General features: G+C 58.8%; 23 protein-coding genes. All 23 read right to left on the bottom strand.

Features of this window, described 5'->3' with window-relative positions; translation table 11 throughout:
• Window positions 1-8 precede the first annotated feature (8 nt).
• The 23 genes from tpiA to pyrF all read right to left on the bottom strand — a co-directional run bounded on the left by tpiA (window position 9) and on the right by pyrF (window position 23,692).
• Complete coding sequence (gene tpiA, locus HMPREF2651_RS07285) at window positions 9-797, bottom strand: triose-phosphate isomerase (RefSeq protein ID WP_038628968.1); 789 nt, start codon at window positions 795-797, stop codon at window positions 9-11.
• Window positions 798-866: 69 nt separating this feature from the next.
• On the bottom strand, window positions 867-2,078 hold the full coding sequence (gene pgk, locus HMPREF2651_RS07290) for a phosphoglycerate kinase (protein ID WP_049181013.1): 1,212 nt from the start codon (window positions 2,076-2,078) through the stop codon (window positions 867-869).
• Between the two features lie 110 nt (window positions 2,079-2,188).
• The gene (gap, locus tag HMPREF2651_RS07295) at window positions 2,189-3,193 is read right to left on the bottom strand and encodes a type I glyceraldehyde-3-phosphate dehydrogenase (protein WP_049181090.1); all 1,005 of its coding nucleotides are present in this window, start codon (window positions 3,191-3,193) and stop codon (window positions 2,189-2,191) included.
• A gap of 183 nt (window positions 3,194-3,376) precedes the next feature.
• Window positions 3,377-4,375 (bottom strand): DNA-binding protein WhiA, encoded by a 999-nt coding sequence (gene whiA / locus HMPREF2651_RS07300; protein WP_038629636.1) that lies wholly within the window; start codon window positions 4,373-4,375, stop codon window positions 3,377-3,379.
• 191 nt (window positions 4,376-4,566) lie between these two features.
• Window positions 4,567-5,514 carry a gluconeogenesis factor YvcK family protein gene (gene yvcK / locus HMPREF2651_RS07305; protein WP_038628961.1) on the bottom strand — a complete coding sequence of 316 codons (948 nt, stop codon included), beginning with the start codon at window positions 5,512-5,514 and terminating at the stop codon, window positions 4,567-4,569.
• 23 nt (window positions 5,515-5,537) lie between these two features.
• Complete coding sequence (rapZ, locus tag HMPREF2651_RS07310; RefSeq protein WP_005510809.1) at window positions 5,538-6,428, bottom strand: RNase adapter RapZ; 891 nt, start codon at window positions 6,426-6,428, stop codon at window positions 5,538-5,540.
• 112 nt (window positions 6,429-6,540) lie between these two features.
• A complete protein-coding gene (gene uvrC, locus HMPREF2651_RS07315) occupies window positions 6,541-8,589 on the bottom strand; it encodes an excinuclease ABC subunit UvrC (RefSeq protein WP_049181012.1) in 2,049 nt (682 codons plus the stop codon).
• Between the two features lie 29 nt (window positions 8,590-8,618).
• Entirely contained in the window at window positions 8,619-9,113 is a 495-nt protein-coding gene (locus HMPREF2651_RS07320) for a PH domain-containing protein (protein ID WP_038628952.1), read from the bottom strand.
• A gap of 2 nt (window positions 9,114-9,115) precedes the next feature.
• Window positions 9,116-9,598 (bottom strand): 6,7-dimethyl-8-ribityllumazine synthase, encoded by a 483-nt coding sequence (gene ribH, locus HMPREF2651_RS07325; RefSeq protein WP_038628949.1) that lies wholly within the window; start codon window positions 9,596-9,598, stop codon window positions 9,116-9,118.
• The gene (locus HMPREF2651_RS07330; RefSeq protein WP_049181011.1) at window positions 9,599-10,861 is read right to left on the bottom strand and encodes a bifunctional 3,4-dihydroxy-2-butanone-4-phosphate synthase/GTP cyclohydrolase II; all 1,263 of its coding nucleotides are present in this window, start codon (window positions 10,859-10,861) and stop codon (window positions 9,599-9,601) included.
• 11 nt (window positions 10,862-10,872) lie between these two features.
• A complete protein-coding gene (locus HMPREF2651_RS07335; protein WP_049181010.1) occupies window positions 10,873-11,460 on the bottom strand; it encodes a riboflavin synthase in 588 nt (195 codons plus the stop codon).
• 69 nt (window positions 11,461-11,529) lie between these two features.
• Window positions 11,530-12,582 carry a bifunctional diaminohydroxyphosphoribosylaminopyrimidine deaminase/5-amino-6-(5-phosphoribosylamino)uracil reductase RibD gene (gene ribD / locus HMPREF2651_RS07340; RefSeq protein ID WP_049181009.1) on the bottom strand — a complete coding sequence of 351 codons (1,053 nt, stop codon included), beginning with the start codon at window positions 12,580-12,582 and terminating at the stop codon, window positions 11,530-11,532.
• Window positions 12,583-12,598: 16 nt separating this feature from the next.
• Window positions 12,599-13,267 (bottom strand): ribulose-phosphate 3-epimerase, encoded by a 669-nt coding sequence (gene rpe, locus HMPREF2651_RS07345; protein WP_070586017.1) that lies wholly within the window; start codon window positions 13,265-13,267, stop codon window positions 12,599-12,601.
• Window positions 13,268-13,278: 11 nt separating this feature from the next.
• Complete coding sequence (locus HMPREF2651_RS07350; protein ID WP_049181007.1) at window positions 13,279-14,736, bottom strand: RsmB/NOP family class I SAM-dependent RNA methyltransferase; 1,458 nt, start codon at window positions 14,734-14,736, stop codon at window positions 13,279-13,281.
• Window positions 14,737-15,711: a methionyl-tRNA formyltransferase gene (fmt, locus tag HMPREF2651_RS07355; protein WP_049181006.1), complete on the bottom strand. Its 975-nt coding sequence runs from the start codon at window positions 15,709-15,711 to the stop codon at window positions 14,737-14,739.
• A 96-nt stretch (window positions 15,712-15,807) separates the two neighbouring features.
• Window positions 15,808-16,311 (bottom strand): peptide deformylase, encoded by a 504-nt coding sequence (gene def / locus HMPREF2651_RS07360; RefSeq protein WP_049181005.1) that lies wholly within the window; start codon window positions 16,309-16,311, stop codon window positions 15,808-15,810.
• A 60-nt stretch (window positions 16,312-16,371) separates the two neighbouring features.
• Window positions 16,372-18,408: a primosomal protein N' gene (locus HMPREF2651_RS07365; RefSeq protein WP_049181004.1), complete on the bottom strand. Its 2,037-nt coding sequence runs from the start codon at window positions 18,406-18,408 to the stop codon at window positions 16,372-16,374.
• 49 nt (window positions 18,409-18,457) lie between these two features.
• Window positions 18,458-19,675 (bottom strand): methionine adenosyltransferase, encoded by a 1,218-nt coding sequence (metK, locus tag HMPREF2651_RS07370; RefSeq protein WP_038628923.1) that lies wholly within the window; start codon window positions 19,673-19,675, stop codon window positions 18,458-18,460.
• A 119-nt stretch (window positions 19,676-19,794) separates the two neighbouring features.
• Window positions 19,795-21,075 (bottom strand): bifunctional phosphopantothenoylcysteine decarboxylase/phosphopantothenate--cysteine ligase CoaBC, encoded by a 1,281-nt coding sequence (gene coaBC, locus HMPREF2651_RS07375; protein WP_049181003.1) that lies wholly within the window; start codon window positions 21,073-21,075, stop codon window positions 19,795-19,797.
• A 27-nt stretch (window positions 21,076-21,102) separates the two neighbouring features.
• Window positions 21,103-21,381: a DNA-directed RNA polymerase subunit omega gene (gene rpoZ / locus HMPREF2651_RS07380; RefSeq protein ID WP_005510796.1), complete on the bottom strand. Its 279-nt coding sequence runs from the start codon at window positions 21,379-21,381 to the stop codon at window positions 21,103-21,105.
• Between the two features lie 117 nt (window positions 21,382-21,498).
• Window positions 21,499-22,071: a guanylate kinase gene (gene gmk, locus HMPREF2651_RS07385; RefSeq protein ID WP_016422715.1), complete on the bottom strand. Its 573-nt coding sequence runs from the start codon at window positions 22,069-22,071 to the stop codon at window positions 21,499-21,501.
• 5 nt (window positions 22,072-22,076) lie between these two features.
• Complete coding sequence (gene mihF, locus HMPREF2651_RS07390) at window positions 22,077-22,403, bottom strand: integration host factor, actinobacterial type (RefSeq protein WP_016422714.1); 327 nt, start codon at window positions 22,401-22,403, stop codon at window positions 22,077-22,079.
• Window positions 22,404-22,822: 419 nt separating this feature from the next.
• Window positions 22,823-23,692: an orotidine-5'-phosphate decarboxylase gene (gene pyrF, locus HMPREF2651_RS07395; RefSeq protein ID WP_049181002.1), complete on the bottom strand. Its 870-nt coding sequence runs from the start codon at window positions 23,690-23,692 to the stop codon at window positions 22,823-22,825.

Genomic DNA, 23,692 nt, shown 5'->3' on the forward strand with positions numbered 1-23,692 from the left:
ATATGTAGTTAGGCGTTCTGAGCAGCATCTGCAGCAAGTGCACAGAGCTTGGCGAATGCCTCACCGTCGAGCGAAGCACCACCGACGAGGCCACCGTCGACGTCGGGCTTGCCGACGATCTCAGCGACGTTCTCGGCCTTGACGGAGCCACCGTAGAGAATACGCATCTCCTTGGCGATGGTCTCATCCGCAATTTCAGCGATGGTCTCACGGATAGCTGCACAGACCTCCTGCGCGTCTGCAGCCGATGCGACCTTACCGGTGCCGATAGCCCAGACCGGCTCGTAAGCGATGACGGTCTTGGCCAGCTCAGCGTTGGTCAGGTTAGCCAGGGAGCCCTTGACCTGAGAGACAACGTACTCAACGTGCTCTTCGGCTTCACGGACCTCCAGTGGCTCGCCGACACAGACGATTGGGTTCATACCCTCGCGCAGTGCTGCCTTAGCCTTCTTTGCGACCAGCTCATCGTCTTCTGCGTGCATATCGCGACGCTCGGAGTGACCGACGACGACCCAGGTACAGCCGAGCTTTGCCAGCATCGAGGAGGAAATCTCGCCAGTGTAAGCGCCGGACTCGTGGACTGAGACATCCTGAGCACCGTAGGTAACGCCGAGCTTATCGCCCTCAACCAAAGTCTGGACCGAACGAAGGTCGGTAAACGGTGGGATGACGGCGACGTCAACCTTGTCGTAGTACTCCTTCGGCAGAGCGAACGCGAGTTTCTGCACCACACCGATAGCCTCGAGATGGTTCAGGTTCATCTTCCAGTTACCAGCAATAAATGGTGTACGTGCCATAGTGGTGGAATTCACTTCCCTATCAATTAGTGGATTTTTAAGCGATGAAAACCAAGTGGTGGGAAAATCTTAGTCTTCCAGGACGGAGACGCCCGGCAGAGTCTTACCCTCGAGGAACTCCAGCGAAGCGCCACCACCGGTGGAGATGTGGCTGAAACCTTCCTCGTTCAATCCCAGGGTACGTACTGCCGCTGCGGAGTCGCCGCCACCGACGACGGAGAAGCAACCGTTGTTAGTGGTGGCATCGATGATGGCCTGTGCAACCTCGCGGGTGCCAGCTGCGAAAGCCTCCATCTCGAACACGCCCATCGGGCCGTTCCAGAACACAGTCTTGGACTCAGCCAGCACCTTGCCGAATGCCTCAGCGGAAGCCGGTCCAATGTCCAGGCCCATCCAGCCTTCCGGAATCTCGGTGGCGTCTACGACCTTGTTTTCAGCGTCTGCTGCGAACTTGTCGGCCACGACTACGTCGGTTGGCAGAACAATCTTGTCGCCGTAGCGGTCCAGCAAATCCTTACAGGTGTCAAGCATCTCTTCCTGCAGCAGGGATGCGCCAACGGCGTAGCCCTTGGCAGCCAGGAAGGTGAAGCACATGCCGCCGCCGATGACCAGGGAGTCAACCTTCGGCGCGAGAGCCTCAATAACACCCAGCTTGTCGGAAACCTTGGAGCCGCCGAGCACGACGGTGTACGGCTTTTCCGGGGTCTCTGCAACCTTGCGCAGAACCTCAAGCTCAGCCTGAACCAGGTTGCCGGCGTAGTGCGGCAGCTTCTTCGCGACATCGAAGACGGAAGCCTGGGCGCGGTGAACAACACCGAAACCGTCAGAGACAAATGCACCGTCCGGAACAAGTGCAGCCAGCTCGGCTGCGAACTCGGCGCGCTCTGCCTCGTCCTTGGAGGTCTCGCGCGGATCGAAGCGGACGTTCTCCAACAGAAGTACATCGCCCTCGGTCAAACCATTAGCGCGCTCGTGCGCGTCCTCACCGGAGACATCACCGGCGAGCGCGACGTACTGCTCCAGACGCTCAGAGAGAGCCTCAGCGACCGGGGCCAGGGAGAACTCGGACTTAACCTCGCCCTTCGGGCGACCCAGGTGAGCCATAACAACGACCTTGGCACCGGCGTCGACAAGAGCGGACAGAGTGGGCAGCGAAGCATCGATTCGACCCGGATCGGTGATTACGCCGTCCTTCAGCGGAACGTTAAAGTCGGAGCGGACGAGGACGTAACGGCCTTCAATACCTTCGTTGATCAGGTCTTTGACAGTCTTAACAGTCATCTCAATGAAATCCTTGTGAAAGTGTGTAAAAAACGGGCCGTGGGTGGCGTGCCCTACTCAGGCACAACCACCCCGGCCCGTTCGGGGTCTGGGATTAACCAGGTGTGTTATTAGAGGCGCTCACCGACGTAGACAGCCAGGTCGACGAGGCGGTTGGAGTAGCCCCACTCGTTGTCGTACCAGGAGACAACCTTGACCTGATCGCCGATGACCTTGGTCAGCGGTGCGTCGAAGATCGAGGAACGCGGGTCGCCCTCGATGTCCTTGGAAACGATTGGATCCTCGTTGTAGCCCAGAACACCCTTGAGCTCGCCCTCAGCAGCTTCCTTGATGGCAGCGTTGACGGACTCGACGGTGACCTCGTTCTTAGCAGTGAAGGTCAGGTCGGTGACAGAGCCGGTCGGGGTCGGAACACGCAGTGCGTAGCCGTCCAGCAGGCCCTTGAGCTGCGGCAGAACCAGAGCAACTGCCTTTGCAGCGCCGGTGGAGGTCGGAACAATGTTCAGAGCAGCAGCGCGAGCGCGACGCAGGTCCTTGTGCGGAGCGTCGTGCAGGCGCTGGTCACCGGTGTATGCGTGGATGGTGGTCATGAGACCGCGCTCGATGCCGAACTTGTCGTCCAGAACCTTAGCCATCGGAGCCAGGCAGTTGGTGGTGCAAGAAGCGTTCGAAATGATGTTGTGCTTCTCCGGGTCGTAGTCAGTGTGGTTGACGCCGACAACGAAGGTTGCGTCTTCGTTCTTAGCCGGAGCGGAGATGATGACCTTCTTGGCGCCAGCCTCGATGTGAGCCTTGGCAGCGTTGGCATCGGTGAAGAAACCGGTGGACTCAATGACGATGTCGACCTTGTGCTCGCCCCACGGCAGGTCCTTCGGGTCGCGCTCAGCGTATGCGGCGATGCGCTTGCCGTTGACGGTGAGGGACTCATCGTCGTAGGTGACCTCTGCGTCAAGCTTGCCCATGATGGAGTCGTACTTGAGCAGGTGAGCCAGGGTCTTGTTATCAGTGAGGTCGTTTACAGCAACGACTTCCAAGTCAGCGCCCGCAGCGAGCAGGGAGCGAAAGAAGTTGCGGCCAATGCGACCAAAACCGTTAATACCTACACGAACCGTCACAATAATCTCCTTAATGGATTGGCGAATCGATGCCACTTGTCAGGGCGCTGATTGCGCTCCAACAGGTTCACTACAGAAGTGTACGTTGGGTTTTTCATTCGCGCAGCGATGCTTTGGCGCAAAAATCCCAAATAAACGGAGATTCATCCAAATTTCCGCACCTGACTAGGCATAACAGGTGCTTTACTCGTCAACTTCTTTGTCAAAAAGTTCGTCTGTAACGACTGCAGTTGTGGGGGGAATTCCGAGTTCGTTTGCTCTTTTGTCCGCCATGGAGAGCAAACGCCGGATGCGTCCTGCGACTGCGTCTTTGGTCATTGGCGGATTGGCTAGCTGTCCAAGTTCTTCTAATGATGCCTGCTTGTGCTCGATGCGCAGCTGTCCTGCAGACACCAAGTGATCTGGTACATCGTCGCCGAGAATCTCTAGAGCGCGTTCTACTCGTGCTGCCGCAATAACGGCCGCACGAGCTGAGCGCCGCAGGTTGGCATCGTCGAAGTTTGCCAAGCGGGTGGCCGTAGCTCGCACTTCACGACGCATTCGCTGTTCTTCCCATTGCAGGCGAGTAGTCTGGGCTCCCATTCGCGTGAGGAGCGCACCAATCGCATCGCCCTCCCGGATGATAACTCGATCGCCACTGCGGGACTTATTTTCCTTGCTCTTAGCCGTAATTCCGAGCCTACGAGCACATCCCACCAATGCGAGTGCCGCTTCAGCTGAAGGAGCAGTGACTTCCAAAGCTGAGGAACGCCCAGGCTCAGTCAGTGAACCATGTGCCAAAAATGCACCCCGCCATGCAGCTTCCTGATCAATCTTCTGCCCCATGATCAGCTTGCGTGGTAGCCCACGTACGGGATGTCCTGCAGAGTCAATCAGGCCAGTTTGCCTAACGACAAGTTCCGCGCCATCGGTTACCCGCACGATGTACTTCGAGGTCTTTCGCAACCCACCGGGAGACAAGACATTGAGGCTGGCTTTGACATCGTAGAGTTCGGCCAGCATGGAGCGCAGGCGGCGTGCGACAGCGCCGGAATCCAACTCAGCCTCCAGCACAATCGAACCTGCCACCAGGTGGAGTCCTCCCGCGAAGCGGAACAGGGTCGCAATCTCCGCTGCCTGAGCGCTTTCCTGCGAAACTGACACGCGGGCTAGTTCGTCTTTGACCTTCGCCGTCAATGCCACGATGCTGTCGATCCTCATTTCATGTGTACGAGCTGGGTTTGGGCCTGGCTAATTTAAGTTTAATTAACCCCATTTGAGCTCTAGCAATAAACCTCAAGGATAGTATCCTGAACCAATCGAGTGGCAATTAGCTGATCGCCTGCTGCATCCCCGCAGGAGAATGCAGAAATACCCTCGATTGGCCGGACGCTTTAGAGGAACTGACGAAGTGCAGTAGCTAGCTTCTCCGGCGAATGCCGACCCGTCAGAGCTCCGTAGTCGTCCACTTCTTGCACATCGGCGAAGACCACTTTCGCATCTAGGCTGTCCGCCGCTCGCTGCAGGTATTCCCGTTCGGTATCCGCGAGCGGCGTGTTGTCGTCGACAAGCACGTAATTGAGCTTCAAGTTAGGTGCATGCTGCGTGAGCATATGGATGTGCCGTTCGGAAGAAAAACCGGCGGTCTCCCCCGGCTCGGCGACCAGATTAAGCACTACGACGGTTGTGGCATTGGTTTCTTGCAGAGCGTCCCGCAACCCGGGCACCTGAAGATGTGGCAGAACCGAAGTGAACCACGAACCCGGACCCAGCGTCACCAAATCAGCATTGAGGATAGCTTCAATGGCCTCCTCGGATGCCGGCGGCGCCTCAGGAATCAGCCGGATTCGACGCACCTGGCCAGGCGTGGTGGCCACTGCGACCTGGCCACGGACTTGGCGCACGACGCGAGCATCCTGCTCCAGGCCAACGACTTCGGCCTCAATCTCTAACGGGATTGGCGACATGGGCACGACGCGACCTTGGATTTGCAACAACCGGCCAATTTCGTCAAGCGCGTCGACTTCATTTCCCATCACACTGGTGAGGCCAGCAATGATCAGATTCCCAATCGCATGCCCTGCGAGTGCGCCAGTTCCGCCAAAGCGGTGCTGCAGTGTCTTTTCCCACAGATCTCCTTTTTCCGTATCTGCGGAAAGCGCGGCGAGCGCCATGCGAAGGTCTCCAGGGGGAATCTGCCCCAGCTCACGACGAAGGCGACCGGAGGATCCTCCATCGTCGGCAACTGTGACCACCGCTGTGACATGGTCCGCAACTTGACGGTCAGCTCTCAGCGTGGCAAATAGACCATGACCGCCGCCCAGACTGGTAATTGATGTCAATTTCTACACCTCCACGGAAACCGCTAATTGCGGTCAATATCGCGGTGGACGACGTTGACGTTGATCCCGGAAACTCCCTCGAGCTTCTTAGCCAGCGCCTCCGACATGGCCACACTTCGGTGGTGGCCTCCGGTGCATCCCACAGCGATAGTCATAAAACCCTTGCCCTCACGCCGGTAACCGGGCAAAACCAATTCAATCAAGTTTGTGACGTTGTCCAAGAACCCCTGAGACTCCGGTTGGGACAGTACGTAGTCGGCCACTGCTTTGTTGGTACCACGGCCCGCACGCAGCTCAGGTACCCAATAGGGGTTGGGGAGAAAACGGACGTCGAAAAGCATGTCGGCATCGCGCGGTGCACCGTGCTTAAACCCGAAGGACTCGATGGTAATCTGTTGAATCTTGCTAGCGGTATCCGACAGCTGATGCTCTAACTCACGGCGCAAATCGTGCACGCTCATGTCAGAGGTATCCACTACCAAATCCGACATGCCCTTTATGGGCAGCAGCATCTGACGTTCAGCTGCAATACCCTGTGAAAGCGTGCCATTTTCCTGCAGCGGATGTGTGCGGCGGACTGAGTCGTAGCGGGCGATGAGGGTGTCGTCGTTAGCATCGAAGAAGATGACATAGGGCTGGCGCCCCTCATTGCGGAGTCCGTCGAGCACCTCCCCCAAACTGCCCGCGAATGCGCGCGAGCGAACGTCGGTGACGATAGCGAGGCGCTCTACTGGAGAGTCCGCCTCAAACGACAACTCGACCATGCGCATAATCAACTCCGGGGGCAGGTTGTCTGCGACATACCAGCCCATCTCCTCCAAGACGCTGGCGGCCGTATTGCGTCCGGAACCGGACATGCCGGTAATCAGCACAAGTGACTTTTCAGCCTGAGGGGAATAACCCGAAGTAATCATGCCAATACTCTAATACAATTTCGGCCAACCGCTCTCGGTTTTACTAGCGGAAGTAAACCCGCTAGCACTGTTTCAAGTGCGGTTTTAGCCACTTGTTTACCTACTTCTACGCCTATTCTCCGGTACCGACATCCGAGTTTGGTTCTGAGGATTTTTCGTCTGGGTGGAGGTAATCGTAGACAGTTTTCGCGAGCGTCGGCCCGAAACCAGCTACCTCTTCTATCTGCCCGACGCTGGCCTTTTTCAGCGCCGCAACGGAGCCAAAGTGTTTGACCAACTCACTGCGGCGTGCTGGCCCCAGCCCTTTAATGCCATCGAGTACCGAAGAGCGCATGCGCTTAGAGCGCTGCTGACGGTGATAAGTAATGGCAAAGCGGTGCGCCTCATCACGAATTCGCTGGATAAGGTACATCGCTTCCGAATTGCGCGGCAGAATGAGTGGCTCATCATCGTCGGGAATCCACAGCTCTTCTAAGCGCTTGGCAATACCCACGAGCGTCACATCGGTGACCTCGAGTTCATCGAGGACTGCCTGAGCGGCTGCGACCTGCGGTGCACCACCGTCGACAATGAACAACTGTGGCGGGTAGGCAAATTTGCGGCTACTCCTCGACTGCTCATCGACGGCATCAGTCGTCTCTTCGACGAACATTTCGCTGGCATCATCGGGCATGGCGAGCTTGTCCTCGTTATGGCGCAGAAAACGACGGCGCACCACCTCAGCAATGGAGCCGACGTCGTCGGAGCGACCGTCACCCGCTGCATCCTTGATACGGTAGCGGCGATAGTCGGACTTCTTCGGCAATCCGTCCTCGAAGACCACCAACGAGGCCACCACATCGGTGCCTTGAATATGCGAGATGTCAGTGCATTCGATACGCAGCGGCGCTTCATCCATAAACAGCGCGTCCTGAAGTTCGGAGAGAGCCTGCGATCGAGTAGTTAGATCTCCACTTCGCTTTAGTTTGTGCTGGCGTAGCGCTTCAGCTGCATTTTTCTGCACGGTCTCCATGAGTGTCCGCTTGTCACCGCGCTGCGGGACCCGAATGTCCACATTGGTGCCACGAATATCGGCCAAAAATGCAGCAACCTCGTCAAGATCGTCGGGCGTGGCCTGGACGAGAATTTCGCGTGGCACAACTTGGGCAGCAGTGGTCGATTCATCGCCGTCGACATCCGCGTGCTTGGCGGCATCGCCATAGAACTGTGTCAGGAACTGCGTTAGCAGCCCACCCAAGCTGGGGTCTGTCTCTCCCTCTCGAAACTCTGTAGTCGCGTATTCGCCGGACTTCTCCACTACCCAGCCGCGCTGACCGTAAATACGTCCTGCTCGAACGTGGAAAATCTGCACGGCCGCTTCTAGTTCGTCGGTTGCTAGCGCAATAAAATCGGCATCGGCGGCGTCGGAAAGCACGACTGACTGCCGCTCCATGACCTTGTCGATGGCAGCGAGGTTGTCGCGCAGGCTCGCGGCGCGCTCAAAGTCTAACTCGGCGGCAGCTTCCTCCATTTCCTTCTTCAAGCGCCTGGTGACCGGACCCGTATTCCCGGACATGAAGCTGGTAAAACCACGGACAATTTCGCGGTGTTCTTCGGCACTGACACGGCCGACACAAGGCGCCGAGCATTTGTCGATATAGCCGAGCAAACAGGGCCGTCCCAGGGCCTGCTGCCGGTTGAAGACTCCCTTGGAACAAGTGCGGACCGGGAAAACTCGTGTAAGCAAGTCGAGGGTTTCTCGGATGGCCCACGCGTGTGAATAGGGGCCGAAATAACGCACGCCATTCCGGCGCGGTCCTCGGTAGAGAAACAGCCGCGGGTACAGCTCGCCGACGCTGACGGCCAACATCGGATACGACTTATCGTCGCGGTACATCACGTTGAACCGCGGATTAAAGCGCTTGATCCAGGTGTACTCCAACTGCAGCGCTTCGACCTCATTGTGGACAACAGTCCACGTCACCTTCGAAGCGGACTGCACCATCTGGCGGGTGCGGGGATGCAGCCGAGTTAAGTCCTGGAAGTAGTTAGACAGACGCGCACGGAGATTCTTCGCCTTGCCGACGTAGAGAACGCGTCCGGTTGAATCGAGAAAACGGTACACCCCCGGCTCCGTGGGAATGGTGCCGGGGGCGGGACGGTACTGAGAAGGGTCAGTCACTTACGGTGTCCTTAAAACATGTCCTTGGGTTAATCCTCCGGCATGAACTTGTCTTCAAGTTCACGGAACCGGCGGATGTCTTCCACGACGCGGCTGCCGTCGGCTGACTGGAGCGCGAGCATCGGCACAAACTCAAAGTCTGGCAGCTCCAAGCGAGCCCAGCGGGACTTCTTTGGAAAACTCAGGCCGTAGACATCGACCCACGGGTAGAACTTCGCATTGAGCAGATTGCGGACTTCCACGCCCGTGGCATTTACGCGAACGCGAGCCCGAGTCAGCAGCAGGATTACCCCGGCGATGATCAAACCAATCATTGGGAAAGCCAGCTGGTCAATAGTCGTCACCGAAGCGCCGGTGTTACCAAAGTCCACCACGATGCCCATGAAGATATGGATAGCGAAGACTACAACTGCAGCGATAATCGCCCACAGACGCAGCTTTTGCGAGGTGATTTCCAATAGCCATTTGTCTTCACTACCGGTGTCGACGGCAGTCGAATTGCTGTGGCGTTCGGAGTTACCCATTCTTACTCAGCTCCACCTTCACGAAGAGACTTCAACACGGCGACGGTATGCAGCGCTGCGGCCATGGCCTCGCGACCTTTATTCTCCACAGCTCCCTCACCGCCGGCACGATCAATTGCCTGCTGCTCAGTGTTGCAGGTCAATACACCATTGCCAACAGGTGTCTCACAGTCCAGTGCAATCCGCGTCAGCCCCTCAGTCACCGAGTCGCAGACATAGTCGAAGTGCGGCGTACCACCGCGGATAACGCATCCCAGCGCCACCACGGCGTCGTGAGTTCGCGCGAGCTGCTGTACCACAACCGGAATCTCCAGAGCACCGACGACAGTCACATCCGTGACTACAGCGCCGGCCTCCTCAGCCTGTGCCAGCGCTTCACGACGAAGCTGCCCAGTAATCTCCTCGTTCCAGTGAGAGGTGACCAGACCGACGGTCACACCAGTGGAATCGGGAACGGTAATTTCAGGAAGACCTGCGCCACTCATCTACTGTGCTCCTTCTGTCGAAATGCCGTGGGTCTCCATGTACTCATCCAACCAAGGAAGTTCATGGCCCATGCGTTCGCGCTTTGTCAACAAGTATTTCAAGTTATCCTCGTTGACCTCAACTGGCACCGGTACCCGGCGGCTCATCTCCAGTCCATAACCACCTAGGCCGGCGCGCTTGGTCGGATTGTTCGTCAGCAGCGCCATAGAGGTGACCCCAAGATCCTGCAGAATCTGTGCACCAGTGCCGTACTCGCGGGCGTCCGACGGCAAACCGAGTGCGAGATTGGCATCAACGGTGTCAGCGCCTTCATCTTGCAGGTGGTAGGCCTGCAGCTTCGGCATCAGACCAATGCCTCGGCCTTCGTGACCGCGCATGTAGAGAATGACGCCGCGCCCTGCCTCGTGGACCATGCGCATGGAGTTGTGCAGCTGTTGACCGCAGTCACAGCGGCGAGATCCCAATGCGTCGCCGGTGAGGCATTCGGAGTGCACACGCACGAGGACATCCTGGCCATTGTTGGAAGACACATCCCCCACAACGAGAGCGACATGCTCGACACCGTCGATAAGGCTGCGGTAACCAATGGCACGGAACTCGCCGTAGTCGGTCGGCAGCTTGGTTTCGACAACGCGCTCAATCAAGTGTTCGTTGTGGCGACGGTATTCGATGAGCTGCTCGATGGAAATCAGCGCTAAATCGTGGTCGTCGCAGAAGCGACGTAGTTCCTCCGCGCGCGCCATGCTGGTCGGGTCTTCCTCGGAGACAACCTCACACAGCACACCGGCAGGACGAAGCCCTGCCAGGCGGGCGAGATCGACCGCAGCCTCGGTGTGGCCGGCACGGATGAGGACGCCACCATCGCGAGCTCGCAACGGAACCACGTGTCCCGGTCGGGTGAAATCGTGCGGGCTGGACGTGGGGTCAGCCAGAGTACGAATGGTGTTCGCACGATCTGTGGCGGAAATACCGGTCGTACCGGTGTTGGCATCCACGGTCACTGTGTATGCGGTACCGCGGGCATCCTCATTCTCCGACACCATCGGTGGCAGATTCAGACGCTCGCAGTCCTCGGCGGTCAGCGGTGCACAGATGTAACCAGAGGAATAGCGAACCATAAAGGCAACAAGTTCAGGCGTTACCTTCTCTGCGGCGAAGATGATGTCGCCCTCGTTCTCACGGTCTTCATCGTCGACGACGACCACGGCCTTACCGGCTGCGATGTCCGCAATGGCCCGTTCAACAGAATCGAACTTAATCACAGTCTTGTAGCTTATCTTTCCAACATTTTCTCGACGTACTTGGCTAGCACATCGACTTCCAAATTGACCTTGGTGCCTACTGCGGTTGAACCAATAACGGAGTCCGTCAGCGTCGTCGGTATCAGGCTGACCTCAAAGAACCCCTCGCCTACTGCAGAGACAGTCAACGAGGTGCCATCCACGGCAATTGAGCCCTTTTCCACGACATACTTGGAGAGCTGCTTCGGCAGAGAAATCCGCACTACTTCCCAGCGTTCCCCTGGCGTGCGCGAAATAACCTCGCCGGTGCCATCGATATGTCCCTGCACGATATGGCCGCCGAGGCGTTGCCCTACTGCGGTTGCACGTTCGAGGTTGACCTTGGAACCGACCTCAACCTGGCCGAGACTCGACCTATCCAGAGTCTCTTGCATGAGATCAGCGGTAAAGAAGTCATTGTCAAACTCCACGACGGTCAAACAAACGCCATTGACAGCAATGGAGTCACCGTGGTGCACGTCGTCAAGCACGGTGGTCGCGCGAATGGTCAGCGTAATGGAATCGGCTTCGCGGTGGATTTCGCGAATTTCGCCGAGTTCCTCAACAATTCCCGTAAACATAGTGGTCAGGAAAATCCTTTAACATTTGTTATAAATTGAAAGATTTTTACAAAATTAACTCTAGCCGGTCTACCCGCGATCTTTGCCACTGCGGAGTGCCGTGATCAAAATGTCATCCCCCAGAGTCTCTACCGCGGCGGTACGGAAACGGGAGATGTCAGTGATGGTGGTCTCGTGGTTGGCCGATGTCACTGGCAGACCAGCGCCGAGAAAGGCCGGGGCAATATAGGACTCAATCGCGTCGACAGCATCGGCTTCTAAGAAAGCGCTGGCGAGCCGTGGACCGCCTTCTACCAGCACGTCAATAAGCCCCATATCCGCCATTGTCTCCAGCGCCACTTCCACATCGTGAGTGCGAATGTGGCGGAAGTTATCACCACGGATATTCGCATCGGCGGCGACCTCCGAAGTGCCAATCGCGATGCGCAGAGGTTGCGTTGACAGCTCCTCGCCGTCTGGTGTGCGCGCGGTCAATCGCGGATTGTCGGCGAGCACTGTTCCCGTTCCGACGACAATCGCTTGCCGACGTGCACGATCGATATGTACCCGTGCCCGCGCCTGCTCCCCTGTGATCCACTGCGAGGTGCGGTCGGTAGCGGCAGCGAAACCATCCAGCGTGCCCGCAGTCTTCAGCGTGATGTGTGGGCGCCGAGTGCGCTGCCAATGTAACCATGGCCGTAAGTAGCCAGCGGCTACTCGGTTACGCTGGAATTCTTCAACGACCTCGATGTCTTTATAACGCAACCACTCGCTGCCGCCAGCGGCCACGGGATTCGGATCGGCGACTGCAAATATGACGCGGGAAACACCGGCTGCCGCAAGTGCCTCGGTGCACGGTGGTGTACGGCCGATATGATTGCACGGCTCGAGTGTGACCACTGCAGTGCCGCCCTGAGCTCGTGGCCCCGCCATCTCCAATGCCTGTGGCTCTGCGTGTCGCCCGCCTACAGGCTCAGTTCCGGCCACACCTACCGCGATCCCTGCGGTATCGAGGATGACGCAACCAATCGGTGGATTGGGATAAGTGGTGCCTCGAACTCGCTGGCCGGCTTCTATGGCCAATGCCATCGCTTGTTCGTCAGTCAGCGGCTGAGCGGAGACGAGATCCGGAAACTGTGCCACCGTTTCTCACCGCCGTCTACTTAGTTGCAGCAGCGGTTGCCAATGCGCGCAGCTCATCGACAGCCGCCGCACGATCATCAGCGCCGAAAACGGCCGACCCTGCAACGAAGGCATCGCAACCAGCGGCGGCAGCGGATTCGATGGTCTTGGCGGAGATACCACCGTCAATCTCGATCAGAGTATCCAGACCTTCGGCATCAATGCGTTCACGTAGCTTCTCGACCTTGGCCAGCTGATCCGGCATAAAGGACTGGCCCCCGAAACCGGGCTCGACACTCATGACCAGCGCCTCGTCGAATTCGGCGAGGTGATCCAGCCACGGCTCAATTGGGGTACCCGGGCGCAGTGAGAACCCGGCCTTCACGCCCTGGGAACGAATGTGGCGTGCCAGTGCGATGGCATCGTCGGCGGCTTCCACATGGAAGATAACGGAGCTCGCCCCCGCCTTAATGTAGGTGTCGACCCACTTCTCCGGGTTTTCAATCATGAGATGGACATCCAAGTACTTGTCCGTCACCGCAGCTACGGCCTCCAGCACCGGAGCGCCGAAGGACAGGTTGGGAACGAAGTGGCCATCCATGACGTCGATATGTAGCCAATCTGCATTGGCTACAGCCTCAACCTCGCGGTCGAGGCGAGCGAAGTCAGCAGCGAGAATGGACGGGGTAATAATTGGTGCGCTCATAACCTCTGAGCCTAGTCGTTCTTGCGCAAAACTGAGAAGAACATCGCATCGGTCCCGTGGCGGTGTGGCCACATCTGCACAGATGGATACGGTCCGACATCAGTCATCGGCGCTACCAACTCGTGTGCACTCAGCTCAGTCACCGGTAATTCCGTCACTGCCCTGTCGACAATGCCCCTGGTTTCCCGCAGATGCGGCGAACACGTGGAATAGACGATGATGCCACCCGGCCGTGCAAGACGCACAGCTTCGCTGAGCAGTTCAAACTGCAGCGTAGTCAACGAGTTCAGATCGGACGGCGACTTCCGCCAGCGCGCTTCCGGGCGACGGCGGAGCGAGCCCAAGCCAGAGCACGGCGCGTCTACCAAGATGCGGTCAAAGCCTGTCTCGAGCCCGGTATCACGACCATCCGCAACCGTTACAGTCACTGGTAGCCCGGTAGTAGCCTTCTTCACCAGTTCTGCGCGAGTCGCCGATACCTCAACAGCATCGAGCTTCGCGCCCTCAATAGCTGCAATGCCGCCGATGAAAGCTGACTTACCACCGGGGCCGGAACACAGATCTAACCAGCGGCCGCTGTCTTCACCGGCAACGGGTGCCATGGTGACGGCACGCGCAATGAGCTGAGAACCCTCGTCCTGCACCGCAGCCAAACCCTGTCGGACCGGCTCCAACTCTCCTGGGGCACCGGAGTCCAAGCGCACGCAGTACGGCGACCACTGTCCCTCTTCACCGCCAGTGATCAGTGCCAATTCTTCAGCAGTAATCTCGCCCGGACGAGCGACCAAGTGCACCAGCGGGCGGGCATCGTCGGCAGCGAGTGCCTGCTGCAGCTCACCGGCTTGTGCACCGAGTGCGCGGGCAAACTCCATAGCAATCCAGCGCGGGTGGGCATGCTTCATTGCCACGTAGCCAATCGGATCGGTCGCGGGATCCGGCGCAATCTCAGCCACCCATTCGCTTTCGGTCTTCGAGGAGACCTTCCTCAAAATGGCATTGACAAAGCCGCGCGCGCCAGGTCCCGCCACCTTCGCCACTGCCCGCACCGAGGTATCGACCGCTGCGTAGGCGTCGACGCGCGTACGCAGCAGCTGGTACGTGCCCAGGCGTAGCACGTCCATCACCGGTCCAGCAATATCGCTTAACGGGCGTGACGACGATGCCTCAATCACGGCGTCCAACAGGCCTTCCGCCCGCAGTGTGCCGTACGTCAGCTCCGTTGCAAAAGCAGCATCCCGCCCCTTGAGCTTGTGTGTCTTCAGCAACTTGGGCAGCAGCAGGTTTGCGTAAGCATCCTTCTCGCGAACGTCAGCTAGTACCTTCAGCGCGACCTTGCGTGGCTGGTCAATGCCACCGCGATTATCCCCTCCTCGGGTGTCACGGTTACGGTTGCGGTCATCGCGGTTCTGTCCGCCGCGGTTGCTGCGCTGCCGTCCGCCACCGGTGTGGCGGGGTTTGTCGTTGCCCATTTACTCGCAGACCTTTCCGCCGGGTTGGCTACCTCGCGCCCAGTCGGACGCATCCATCATCTTCTTACCCTGTGGCTGCACCTTCACCAGCTGCACATAGCCATCGGCACAACGCACGGATACCCGGTGTTTCTCCACTACCAACTCACCTGGTGTGGCGGCTGCCACCTCTGGAGCAGCTGCCTTTCGCACCTCGTCGACCGCAGCGCTGTCCTCGTCGGAAAGCGGGGTGAGCTCTCCGACCTTCAAACGTGAGCCGTCGAGGGTCGTCCACGCACCTGGAGCAGGCGTGAACGCGCGAGCGCGGCGGTCGAGAAGATGTCGCGGCTGAGTCCAAACGATTCGGGCATCCTCCGGCCCGAACTTAGCGGCGTAGCTGACGTCCTGTTCCGGCTGAGCAGTCGGACGCAACGCACCTGCTTCGATGCCGTCCATGGTGGCGGTTAGAAGATCCGCGCCGGAGAATGCGAGGCGGGTCAAAAGGTCGTCGGCATTATCGGTCGAGCGAATCGCTTCGGTGACGGTACCGAAAACTGGTCCGGTATCCAGGCCCTTTTCAATCCGGAAGGTACTGGCACCCGTGACTTCGTCGCCAGCGGCGATAGCTGCCTGCACCGGCGCGGCACCTCGCCAAGCAGGAAGCAGTGAGAAATGCAGATTTACCCAGCCGTGCGTCGGTACATCGAGCAACTCCTCCGGCACGAGATTGCCGTAGGCGACCACCGGGATGCAGTCGGCGTTTAGTTCGCGGATCTGCTGTTGGATTTCCGCATCGCGCAGGGTAGTCGGGGTGAGAACGGGAATGTCGTGTTCCAAGGCCAGAGCCTTCACCGGCGAGGGCGAAAGCGACTTACCGCGGCCACGGCGGGCATCGGGGCGAGTGAGAACAGCAACGATCTCATGGTGGGAGTCTTCGAGTAACTTCTTCAGTGCAACGACAGCGGGTTCCGGGGTTCCGGCAAAAATCAGGCGCACAGTAAGTGGATTCCTTCCTGGTGGACCTAGTTGTTCTAGTTAATCTAGTGATGAAACTCGGGGCGCCACGCCCGGGGGGGGCTAGGCGCAGGTGAGTTAACCGCGGTTGAGGAACCATTCCTGCTCACGCAGAGAGCGCATCGCGGTCTTGCGCTCGTCGCCCTCGAGACGCTTCAAAAACAGCACACCGTCCAGGTGGTCGCTTTCATGCTGCACGCAGCGAGCCAGCAGATCGTCAGCTTCGAAGCTCACCGGTGTGCCGTGGCGATCCTGGCCAGTAACGCGCACACGTGCGTGCCGAGTCACGGGTCCATTAATCCCCGGGATAGACAGGCATCCTTCGATTTCGTGGACAGTCTCATCGCCGATGGCTTCCCATTCCGGATTGACGATGTGCCCGCGGGTGCCATTGCAGTCGTAGACGAAGACGCGCTGCAGCACGCCAACCTGGTTTGCTGCGAGCCCGACACCCTGTTGCTCGTCCATGGTGTCGAACATGTCATCAATCAGGTGCGACAGCGTCGCGTCGAAATCAGTGACGGTTCCCGCCTTGGACAGCAACACCGGATCGCCGAAAAGACGTACCTCACGAACTGCCATGAACTTAGAGCCTCCAAGAAAACTGGTGTGAATCAAGCAATAACGCGCTCATTTTAGCAGCTAGCCGAAATTAATCGGATCGACGACAACGCGCACCGGCGTCGGGTCCTTCCTAGTCGCGCGAACGACCTGTGCTGCCTTCAACGCCGCTCCCACTACCCGTGCTTGACGACGGTCACAGCGAATCAACATCCGCTGAATAGGTGTACCCGGCTCCACGCCCGCTGGTGGCCTGGCGTTGCGGGGAAGGTCTACCGGCCCCAGAATTTCCGCACCCGATGGGACTTCCAGGGACTCCATGAAGTTACGCAGGCCCTCTTCAGTCCCATCCACCGCTGCCACGTGAAAGGCCGGAGGCAGAGCGGCAGCTGTGCGGTCGGCCAATTCCCTGTTCGCAGCGCCTACCGCGTCCCATGCCAGAAGATCGGCCACAGTCGGGACTGCAGCATCCGCATCGATAACCACCGCCCCGCCTTGCTCCCGCGGACGGGCAAGCGTGACAGCCCGAGACCAATGCGCATAGGCCTCTTCATGAGCGCGCAAGTCCTGCCGGCCAAGCATCGCCCAAGTGTCCAGCAGCATCACTGCACCGTAGCCCTCCGGCGAATAAGGCTCGGCTCCCGGCGTGGCCACCACGACCCTCGGGCCTTCGGGAATGTCGTCAACAATGCGTTCTCCAGAGGAAGCGATGACCGGGAATGGACTGAAAATACGGCCAAACTCCTCTGCCGTACGTTCACTGCCGACCACGACCGGCCGAATCTTGGTGGAACCGCAGCTATGGCAACGGTGGTGAATGTCAATACGACCACACCACCGACACGTCGGTGGTGCCGGGTCGTCCGGGTTATCGGACGGTGGAATTCCCAGTGGACCATTACACCAGCGACAGCGCGCAGGCGCGCCACAGGAGCGGCACGACAGTGTCGGCACATATCCCTTGCGAGGTACCTGGACCAGGATCGGAAGCTCTTCGCGCAGGGCGGCCTTTGCCCGTCGAAAAGCGATGGCAGGAAGGCGTCCCCTACTGACGTCATCCGGGTCTTCGGAAGTGTCCGTCGAGGCAATCATCTCCGGCATGGACTCAGCCAGGGTGTCAGTTCCCGCGACCAGATTGTGCGCCCAACCTGAGGAGACGAGCAGCTGCACCTCGGCTGTACGGCTATACGACGCAAAGATGAGAGCGCATCCTTCCTGCGCACTACGCGTCACCAACACCTCGCGAGAGTGCACGTAGGGTGCGCGGGGATCCACGAGGTTGTCATCGCCATCATCGACAATCACTGCTAAACGCAGATTCTTCACTGGCGCGTATGCTGCCGAACGCGTGCCGACGACTATGCGCCCCTGGCCGTGCAGGATATCCAGGTAGCGGCGATAGCGGGACTCGGGACCGAGGCCAGCCCCGAGAAGAGTGAGCTGACGGGCAGAAATAAGCTCCCGAAAAGCGCTCTCAAAGCGCGCCTGTGTGCGTGCGTCCGGCACAATGATGAGAACACCGCCACCATCGCGCGCGACCGAAACGCTGAGTGCGGCGAGCATGGTTGCCACCTGTTCGCCTGGAACTGGCTGCCACGCTGCGCGTGCCGGGGCACCCTTGCGGACGGAATCGACAAAGGATTCGCCGAAGACATAGTTGCCCCAAGCGGAAAGGTCCGGATCTTCGGTGGCAAGCTTTCCCAACTCCTCCCACGTCGGGGGCATGTTCTCCTTGCGAGCACGTTCGGCCCGTGCATGACGGGTTGGGATGGCGGAGCGAATGATGTTTGAGCGCGTTGCGCCGTAATACTCCGCCAGAGAATCCACCAACCGTCGAAGCTGAGGCGGATAGACAACCTCAGAGCTGATGACATCCTTGAGATAGGACAGTTTGCCGTCGTGAGTGGGCGTGGTACAGCGCTCCAGCACCAGCGCATTGACCAACTGGCCGTGGAAGCGAATCCGCACGCGGCAACCGACGACCGCTTCCTCCGCTAGCGCGCGCGGAACCAGGTAGTCGAAGGGGCGATCTAACTGCGGCAGCCCCAAAAGCGGAAGCACCCGCGCGACTGGCAGCTTCTCAGCTGCGGCGGCGGGTGCGAAGGGGGCGTCGGTCATAGAGTCTTACTCTACTGCCCTACCCCAGGGTAATGCTGGCGGGTGGTGTTTATCCCAGGCCAGCGGCTGCGCGGAGCTCTTCAACGCGGTTGAGCTGCTCCCACGGCAGGTCCAAGTCAGTTCGGCCGAAGTGACCGTAGGTGGAGGTCTGTGCATAAATCGGGCGCAGCAGGTCCAGGTCACGAATAATAGCGGCCGGACGAAGGTCGAAGACCTTGTTGATAGCCTCGCGGATGGCGTCGTCTGAAACGTGACCAGTGCCGAAAGAGTCGACGTAGAGGCCCACTGGGCGAGCGCGACCGATAGCGTAGGCGACCTGAATCTCGAGGCGGTCAGCCAGACCCGCGGCCACGGCATTCTTCGCAACCCAACGGGTGGCATAAGCGCCGGAGCGGTCCACCTTTGACGGGTCCTTGCCCGAGAACGCGCCGCCACCGTGACGAGCCATACCGCCGTAAGTGTCGACGATAATCTTGCGACCGGTCAGGCCGGCATCGCCCATCGGGCCACCGATAATAAACTGGCCAGAAGGGTTAACCAGCAGCTTCAATTCATCGGTAACAAAACGCTCGCGCAGGTTAGCGTCGTCGAGCACCCAATCGACGACGTGAGTCTTAATCTGCTCGGTGATCCACTCCTGGGTGACGTCCGGGTCGTGCTGCGTGGACACCACAACGGTGTCCAAGTACGCCGGGCTATTGTCTTCGTCGTAAGCGAAGGTGACCTGAGTCTTACCATCCGGTCGAAGCGATGGGACGATCCCTTCCTTGCGTACCTGCGTCAAGCGGCGAGCCAGGCGGTGCGCCAGTGCAATCGGTAGCGGCATATACTCCGGCGTTTCGTTGGTAGCGTAGCCGAACATCAGCCCCTGGTCGCCAGCGCCCTTGAGATCTTCTGCTTCGACTTCTCCACCAGAGCTGCGTGCTTCCAGAGAAGTGTGCACACCGTCGTGGATGTCTGAGGACTGCTCACCGATCGAAATGGAGACACCACAGGTTTTGCCGTCAAAGCCCTTTTCAGAAGAATCGAAACCGATCTCCTTCAATCGACTCCGGACAATACCGGGGATGTCGACGTAGCTTTTCGTGCGAACCTCGCCAACAACATGGACTAAACCGGTAGTCACCACAGTCTCGACGGCGACCATCGATGCAGAATCCTGCGCGAGCATAGCGTCAAGGATGGAGTCCGAAATCGAGTCGCAAATCTTATCTGGGTGCCCCTCGGTAACAGATTCACTGGAAAACAGTCGAAGATTAGAGGCCACGAGCAGTACAACTTTCTTCTAGATTATTTCCCCACCCCTGCGGTGTCGCTGCGGCGTGGGTTTTTCGTTTGATTCGATAATTATAGACCAAGCGGTTCAGTCGCCGTAGTAGGCACCGGCTACTCCGCTGGCTGAGGTTCCTGTCGCAGCTCGGAAACTGCATCCAAAATCGAACCGGCCACCGAGAATTTTGAGCCCCGCGGCACGTCCCACTGCTCGCCATCGAGAGACAGCAACCATCCGACATTGTCAGTCGCACCGAAAGTTTGCCCACCCGAGACGTCGTTACACATGAGCAAATCGCAGCCCTTGCGAACAATCTTCTGCTTCGCAAGCTCGAGCGGCGTCGTCGTCTCGTCACCGGTCTCAGCCGCAAAGCCCACCATCGTCGTGGTCGCCGGAATCTCGCCCGCTTTACGACGCTCCACAGTGGTAGCCAAAATATCTGGGTTTTCTACGAGCTGAATGCTGCTCAACGCGTCGTCTGCGACGCCCTTCTTCATCTTGGCCCCAGCGGTCGATGCCGGACGGAAGTCGGCGACGGCGGCGGCAAAAATGCAGACATCGGCCAGCTTGGAGTGTTCGTGCGCGGCCTCGGCCATCTCCAAAGTGGAATCAACCCTTACAACATTCGCGCCCAGCGGTGTCGGCAACTGATCCGTATGTCCTGCCACCACGGTGACCTGAGCGCCACGCTGTGCTGCCATCTCGGCTAGCGCGAAGCCCTGACGACCTGAGGAGTGGTTGCCGATAAAACGTACCGGGTCGATAGCCTCACGGGTGCCACCGGCAGTAATCATGAAGCGTACGCCCTCGAAGTCGCGGCGGAAGTGGCGTGGATTCTCGATCGCTGCCAATGCTAGTGAAACAATCTGCTCTGGCTCCGGCAGGCGACCTGGACCGGTGTCCTTACCAGTCAAACGGCCATGGGCCGGATCGAGGACAATAGTGCCATGGCGACGAAGAGTCCCGACATTATCCCGCGTAGCTGGATGGTTCCACATTTCGGTGTGCATCGCAGGGGCCAACACCACTGGGCAAGTCGCCACAAGCAAGGTTGCGGTGAGCAGGTCGTCGGCACGCCCGTGCGCGGCGCGCGCCATAAAGTCGGCAGTCGCGGGAACCACGACGACGAGGTCGGCCTCCTGCCCCACGCGGACATGCTGAACCTCATCGACTGCGTCAAAAACTGTAGTCGACACCGGGTTCCCCGACAGCGCCTCGAAAGTAGCTGCACCTACAAAGTTCAATGCGGACTCAGTGGGAACGACACGAACATCGTGACCAAGTTCCTTGAAGCCTCGAACAACGTGTGCGGCCTTATATGCAGCGATGCCGCCGGCAACCCCGACGACAACCTTTAAACATTCGGATACGTCAGCATTACCGGCGGCATGCATACAGATATCTCCCCTTAAGGAAATGCTCTAGCCCTCAGTGTGGTCCAGCAGACCAGCGTTGATTTCACGAAGAGCGATGGACAGAGGCTTCTCAGCGACCCCCGGAGTAACCAGCGGGCCAACGTACTCCAGCATGCCTTCGTCAATCTGCTGGTAGTAGTCATTAATCTGGCGTGCACGCTTGGCAGCGAAGATAGCCAGAGCGTACTTCGAAGAAGCCTTACCAAGCAGCTCATCGATCGGCGGGTTGGTGATACCAATTGGCGGGTCGAACACTGCCTCGGTGGCGGTATTTTCCTGGGTCACGAGAAATCTTTCCTCAATAGAACGTGAGTTACTGGGGTGACAATAAAAATCGTCATAGCAATAGAAACACCATTGCTCGAAAGCGATTTCTACTATCTATGATGTGGAGTCGCCCTGTTACTTACCAGTAGTCAGCGCCCGAGCAATGGCCGCGACAGCATCATCGACGTTGTCGTTGACAACGACCTCATCGAATTCGTGCTGAGCATCCATTTCCACTCGTGCGGTTTCCAGGCGACGCTTGACTTGCGCCTCGGTTTCCGTGCCACGACCAGTGAGCCTGCTGACGAGAATCTCCCAGCTTGGCGGAGCCAAGAACAGCAGGTGAGCATTGGGCGCTACCTTACGGATGGAGCGGGCTCCCGCCAGATCCACCTCAACGAGTACTGGACGCCCCTCGGCGAGAGCTTTATCCACCGGGCCGCGCGGCGTACCAGAACGCTGCAGACCACCGTGGATTTCAGCCCACTCGAGCATCTCTCCTGCATCAATATGCTGTTGGAACTTCTCTGGGGTCACGAAGAAATAGTCGCGGCCATCGACCTCCCCCGGCCGTGCGGCGCGGGTGGTCATGGAAACGCTGAAGTACAGTCCGGGAACCTCGGCACGAAGCCGACTGACAACAGTGGATTTTCCTACACCGGCAGGGCCGGCGAGGACTACCAACTGACCGTTTTCATTCCCGGCCACTGCGACTAGTCCTCCACTGCGTAGCCGAAGCGCTCCAGCAGAGCGCGACGCTGACGGTCACCCAGGCCACGCAGACGGCGGGTCTGAGCAATCTCCAGGTCATTCATGATGTCCTGCGCCTTGACCTTGCCGACCTTCGGCAGAGCCTCGAGCAGAGCGGAGACCTTCATCTTGCCGATGATCTCGTTCTCGTCAGCCTGCTTGAGAACCTCTGGCAGGTCGATAGCGCCACGCTTCAGCTTGTCCTTGAGCTCTGCGCGTACCTTGCGGGCCTGAGCTGCCTTCTCGAGTGCTGCTGCACGCTGCTCCGGGGTCAACTGCGGAAGGGCCACGTGTTCCTCCGTAAAAATAGATTGGTTAGCTTCTTATTTACTAGCACGAGCCTCGCGTCCACCAAAGGCAGGCAACGACACCGTGCTTAACGATTGGAGACCGTACCGCACTCACCGGTTGTTGAGGCAAATGCTGACGGGGTGTCGATAAAAATGACACCGGGGCTTTATCCGCCCCACCTTTCGGTCGTGGTCAACCAACTCCGGCGATTGTAGCACCGTTTGCCCAGGAGAATGGAAATTGACCACGGTTTTTGTACGAAATCTCCTAGGAATTGTCACAGTAACTTGCCTATACCTACGCCACCGCCATCCGAGGGTCATTAGGAAAATCCCGGCAGCTAGGTACGGAAGAGCCCGCAGGGGCACCTGTTCTATGAGGTGTCCCCGCGGGCTTCTGACAATTCGGCGAACTGCTGCTAACTCTCGGAAAGGAACGGAGCTGCAGCTTCAATCGTTGCGCGCCGCAGCGCAGCAGGATCAGGTCCAGCGGAGAGAATCGCACGCGAAATATTCGGCAGTGCAAGCCCCTTGGATTCCCCTGCCAGACGATCTACATCTGCCGGGGTTCCACCCTGAGCTCCCACACCGGGCATGAGAATGGGACCGCGCAGGTCACTGAGCACCGGGGCGTCGTCAAGCGTTGCGCCAACAACAACGCCGATGCTGCCCGCCTTTGCACCACCGTCAATTTGGCGAGCATTAATAGCGGCTGCCTGGTTGACCATGGTCTGAGCCAGAGTCTCACCCGAAACCATCGCCTTCTGCACTGACGCACCTTCCGGATTGGACGTCGCGGCCAGCACAAACAAGCCCCGTCCGTTCTCCAACGCCAACGAAACCGCCGGATCAAGAGCACCGAACCCAAGGTACGGAGATACCGTCAGTGCGTCGGCGGCTAGCGGCGAGCTATCCGACAGCCAGGCTTCGGCGTATGCAGCCATAGTCGAACCGATATCGCCACGCTTGGCATCTGCAATCGACAGCGCACCTGCGTCCTTCAGGTCCGCCAACGTCCGCTCCAGGACGGCAAAGCCCTTGGAACCGTAGGCTTCGAAGAACGCCACCTGGGGCTTGACGACGGCAACGATGTCACCAAACGCTTCGACGCATGTGGTGGCAAAGCGCTCTAGACCTTCTGCCGATCGCGGTAACTGCCAGGCATCCAGCAACCTAGGGTGCGGGTCGATTCCCACACAGAGCCGGCCGCGCTCGGCGACAACCTCGCTGAGGCGATCGCCGAAACCCTTAATTGTCCGCACTGCGGATCCTTCAGCCTTCGCGGTCAT

Source organism: Corynebacterium sp. HMSC063A05 (assembly GCF_001809695.1).
Lineage (GTDB): Bacteria > Actinomycetota > Actinomycetes > Mycobacteriales > Mycobacteriaceae > Corynebacterium > Corynebacterium amycolatum.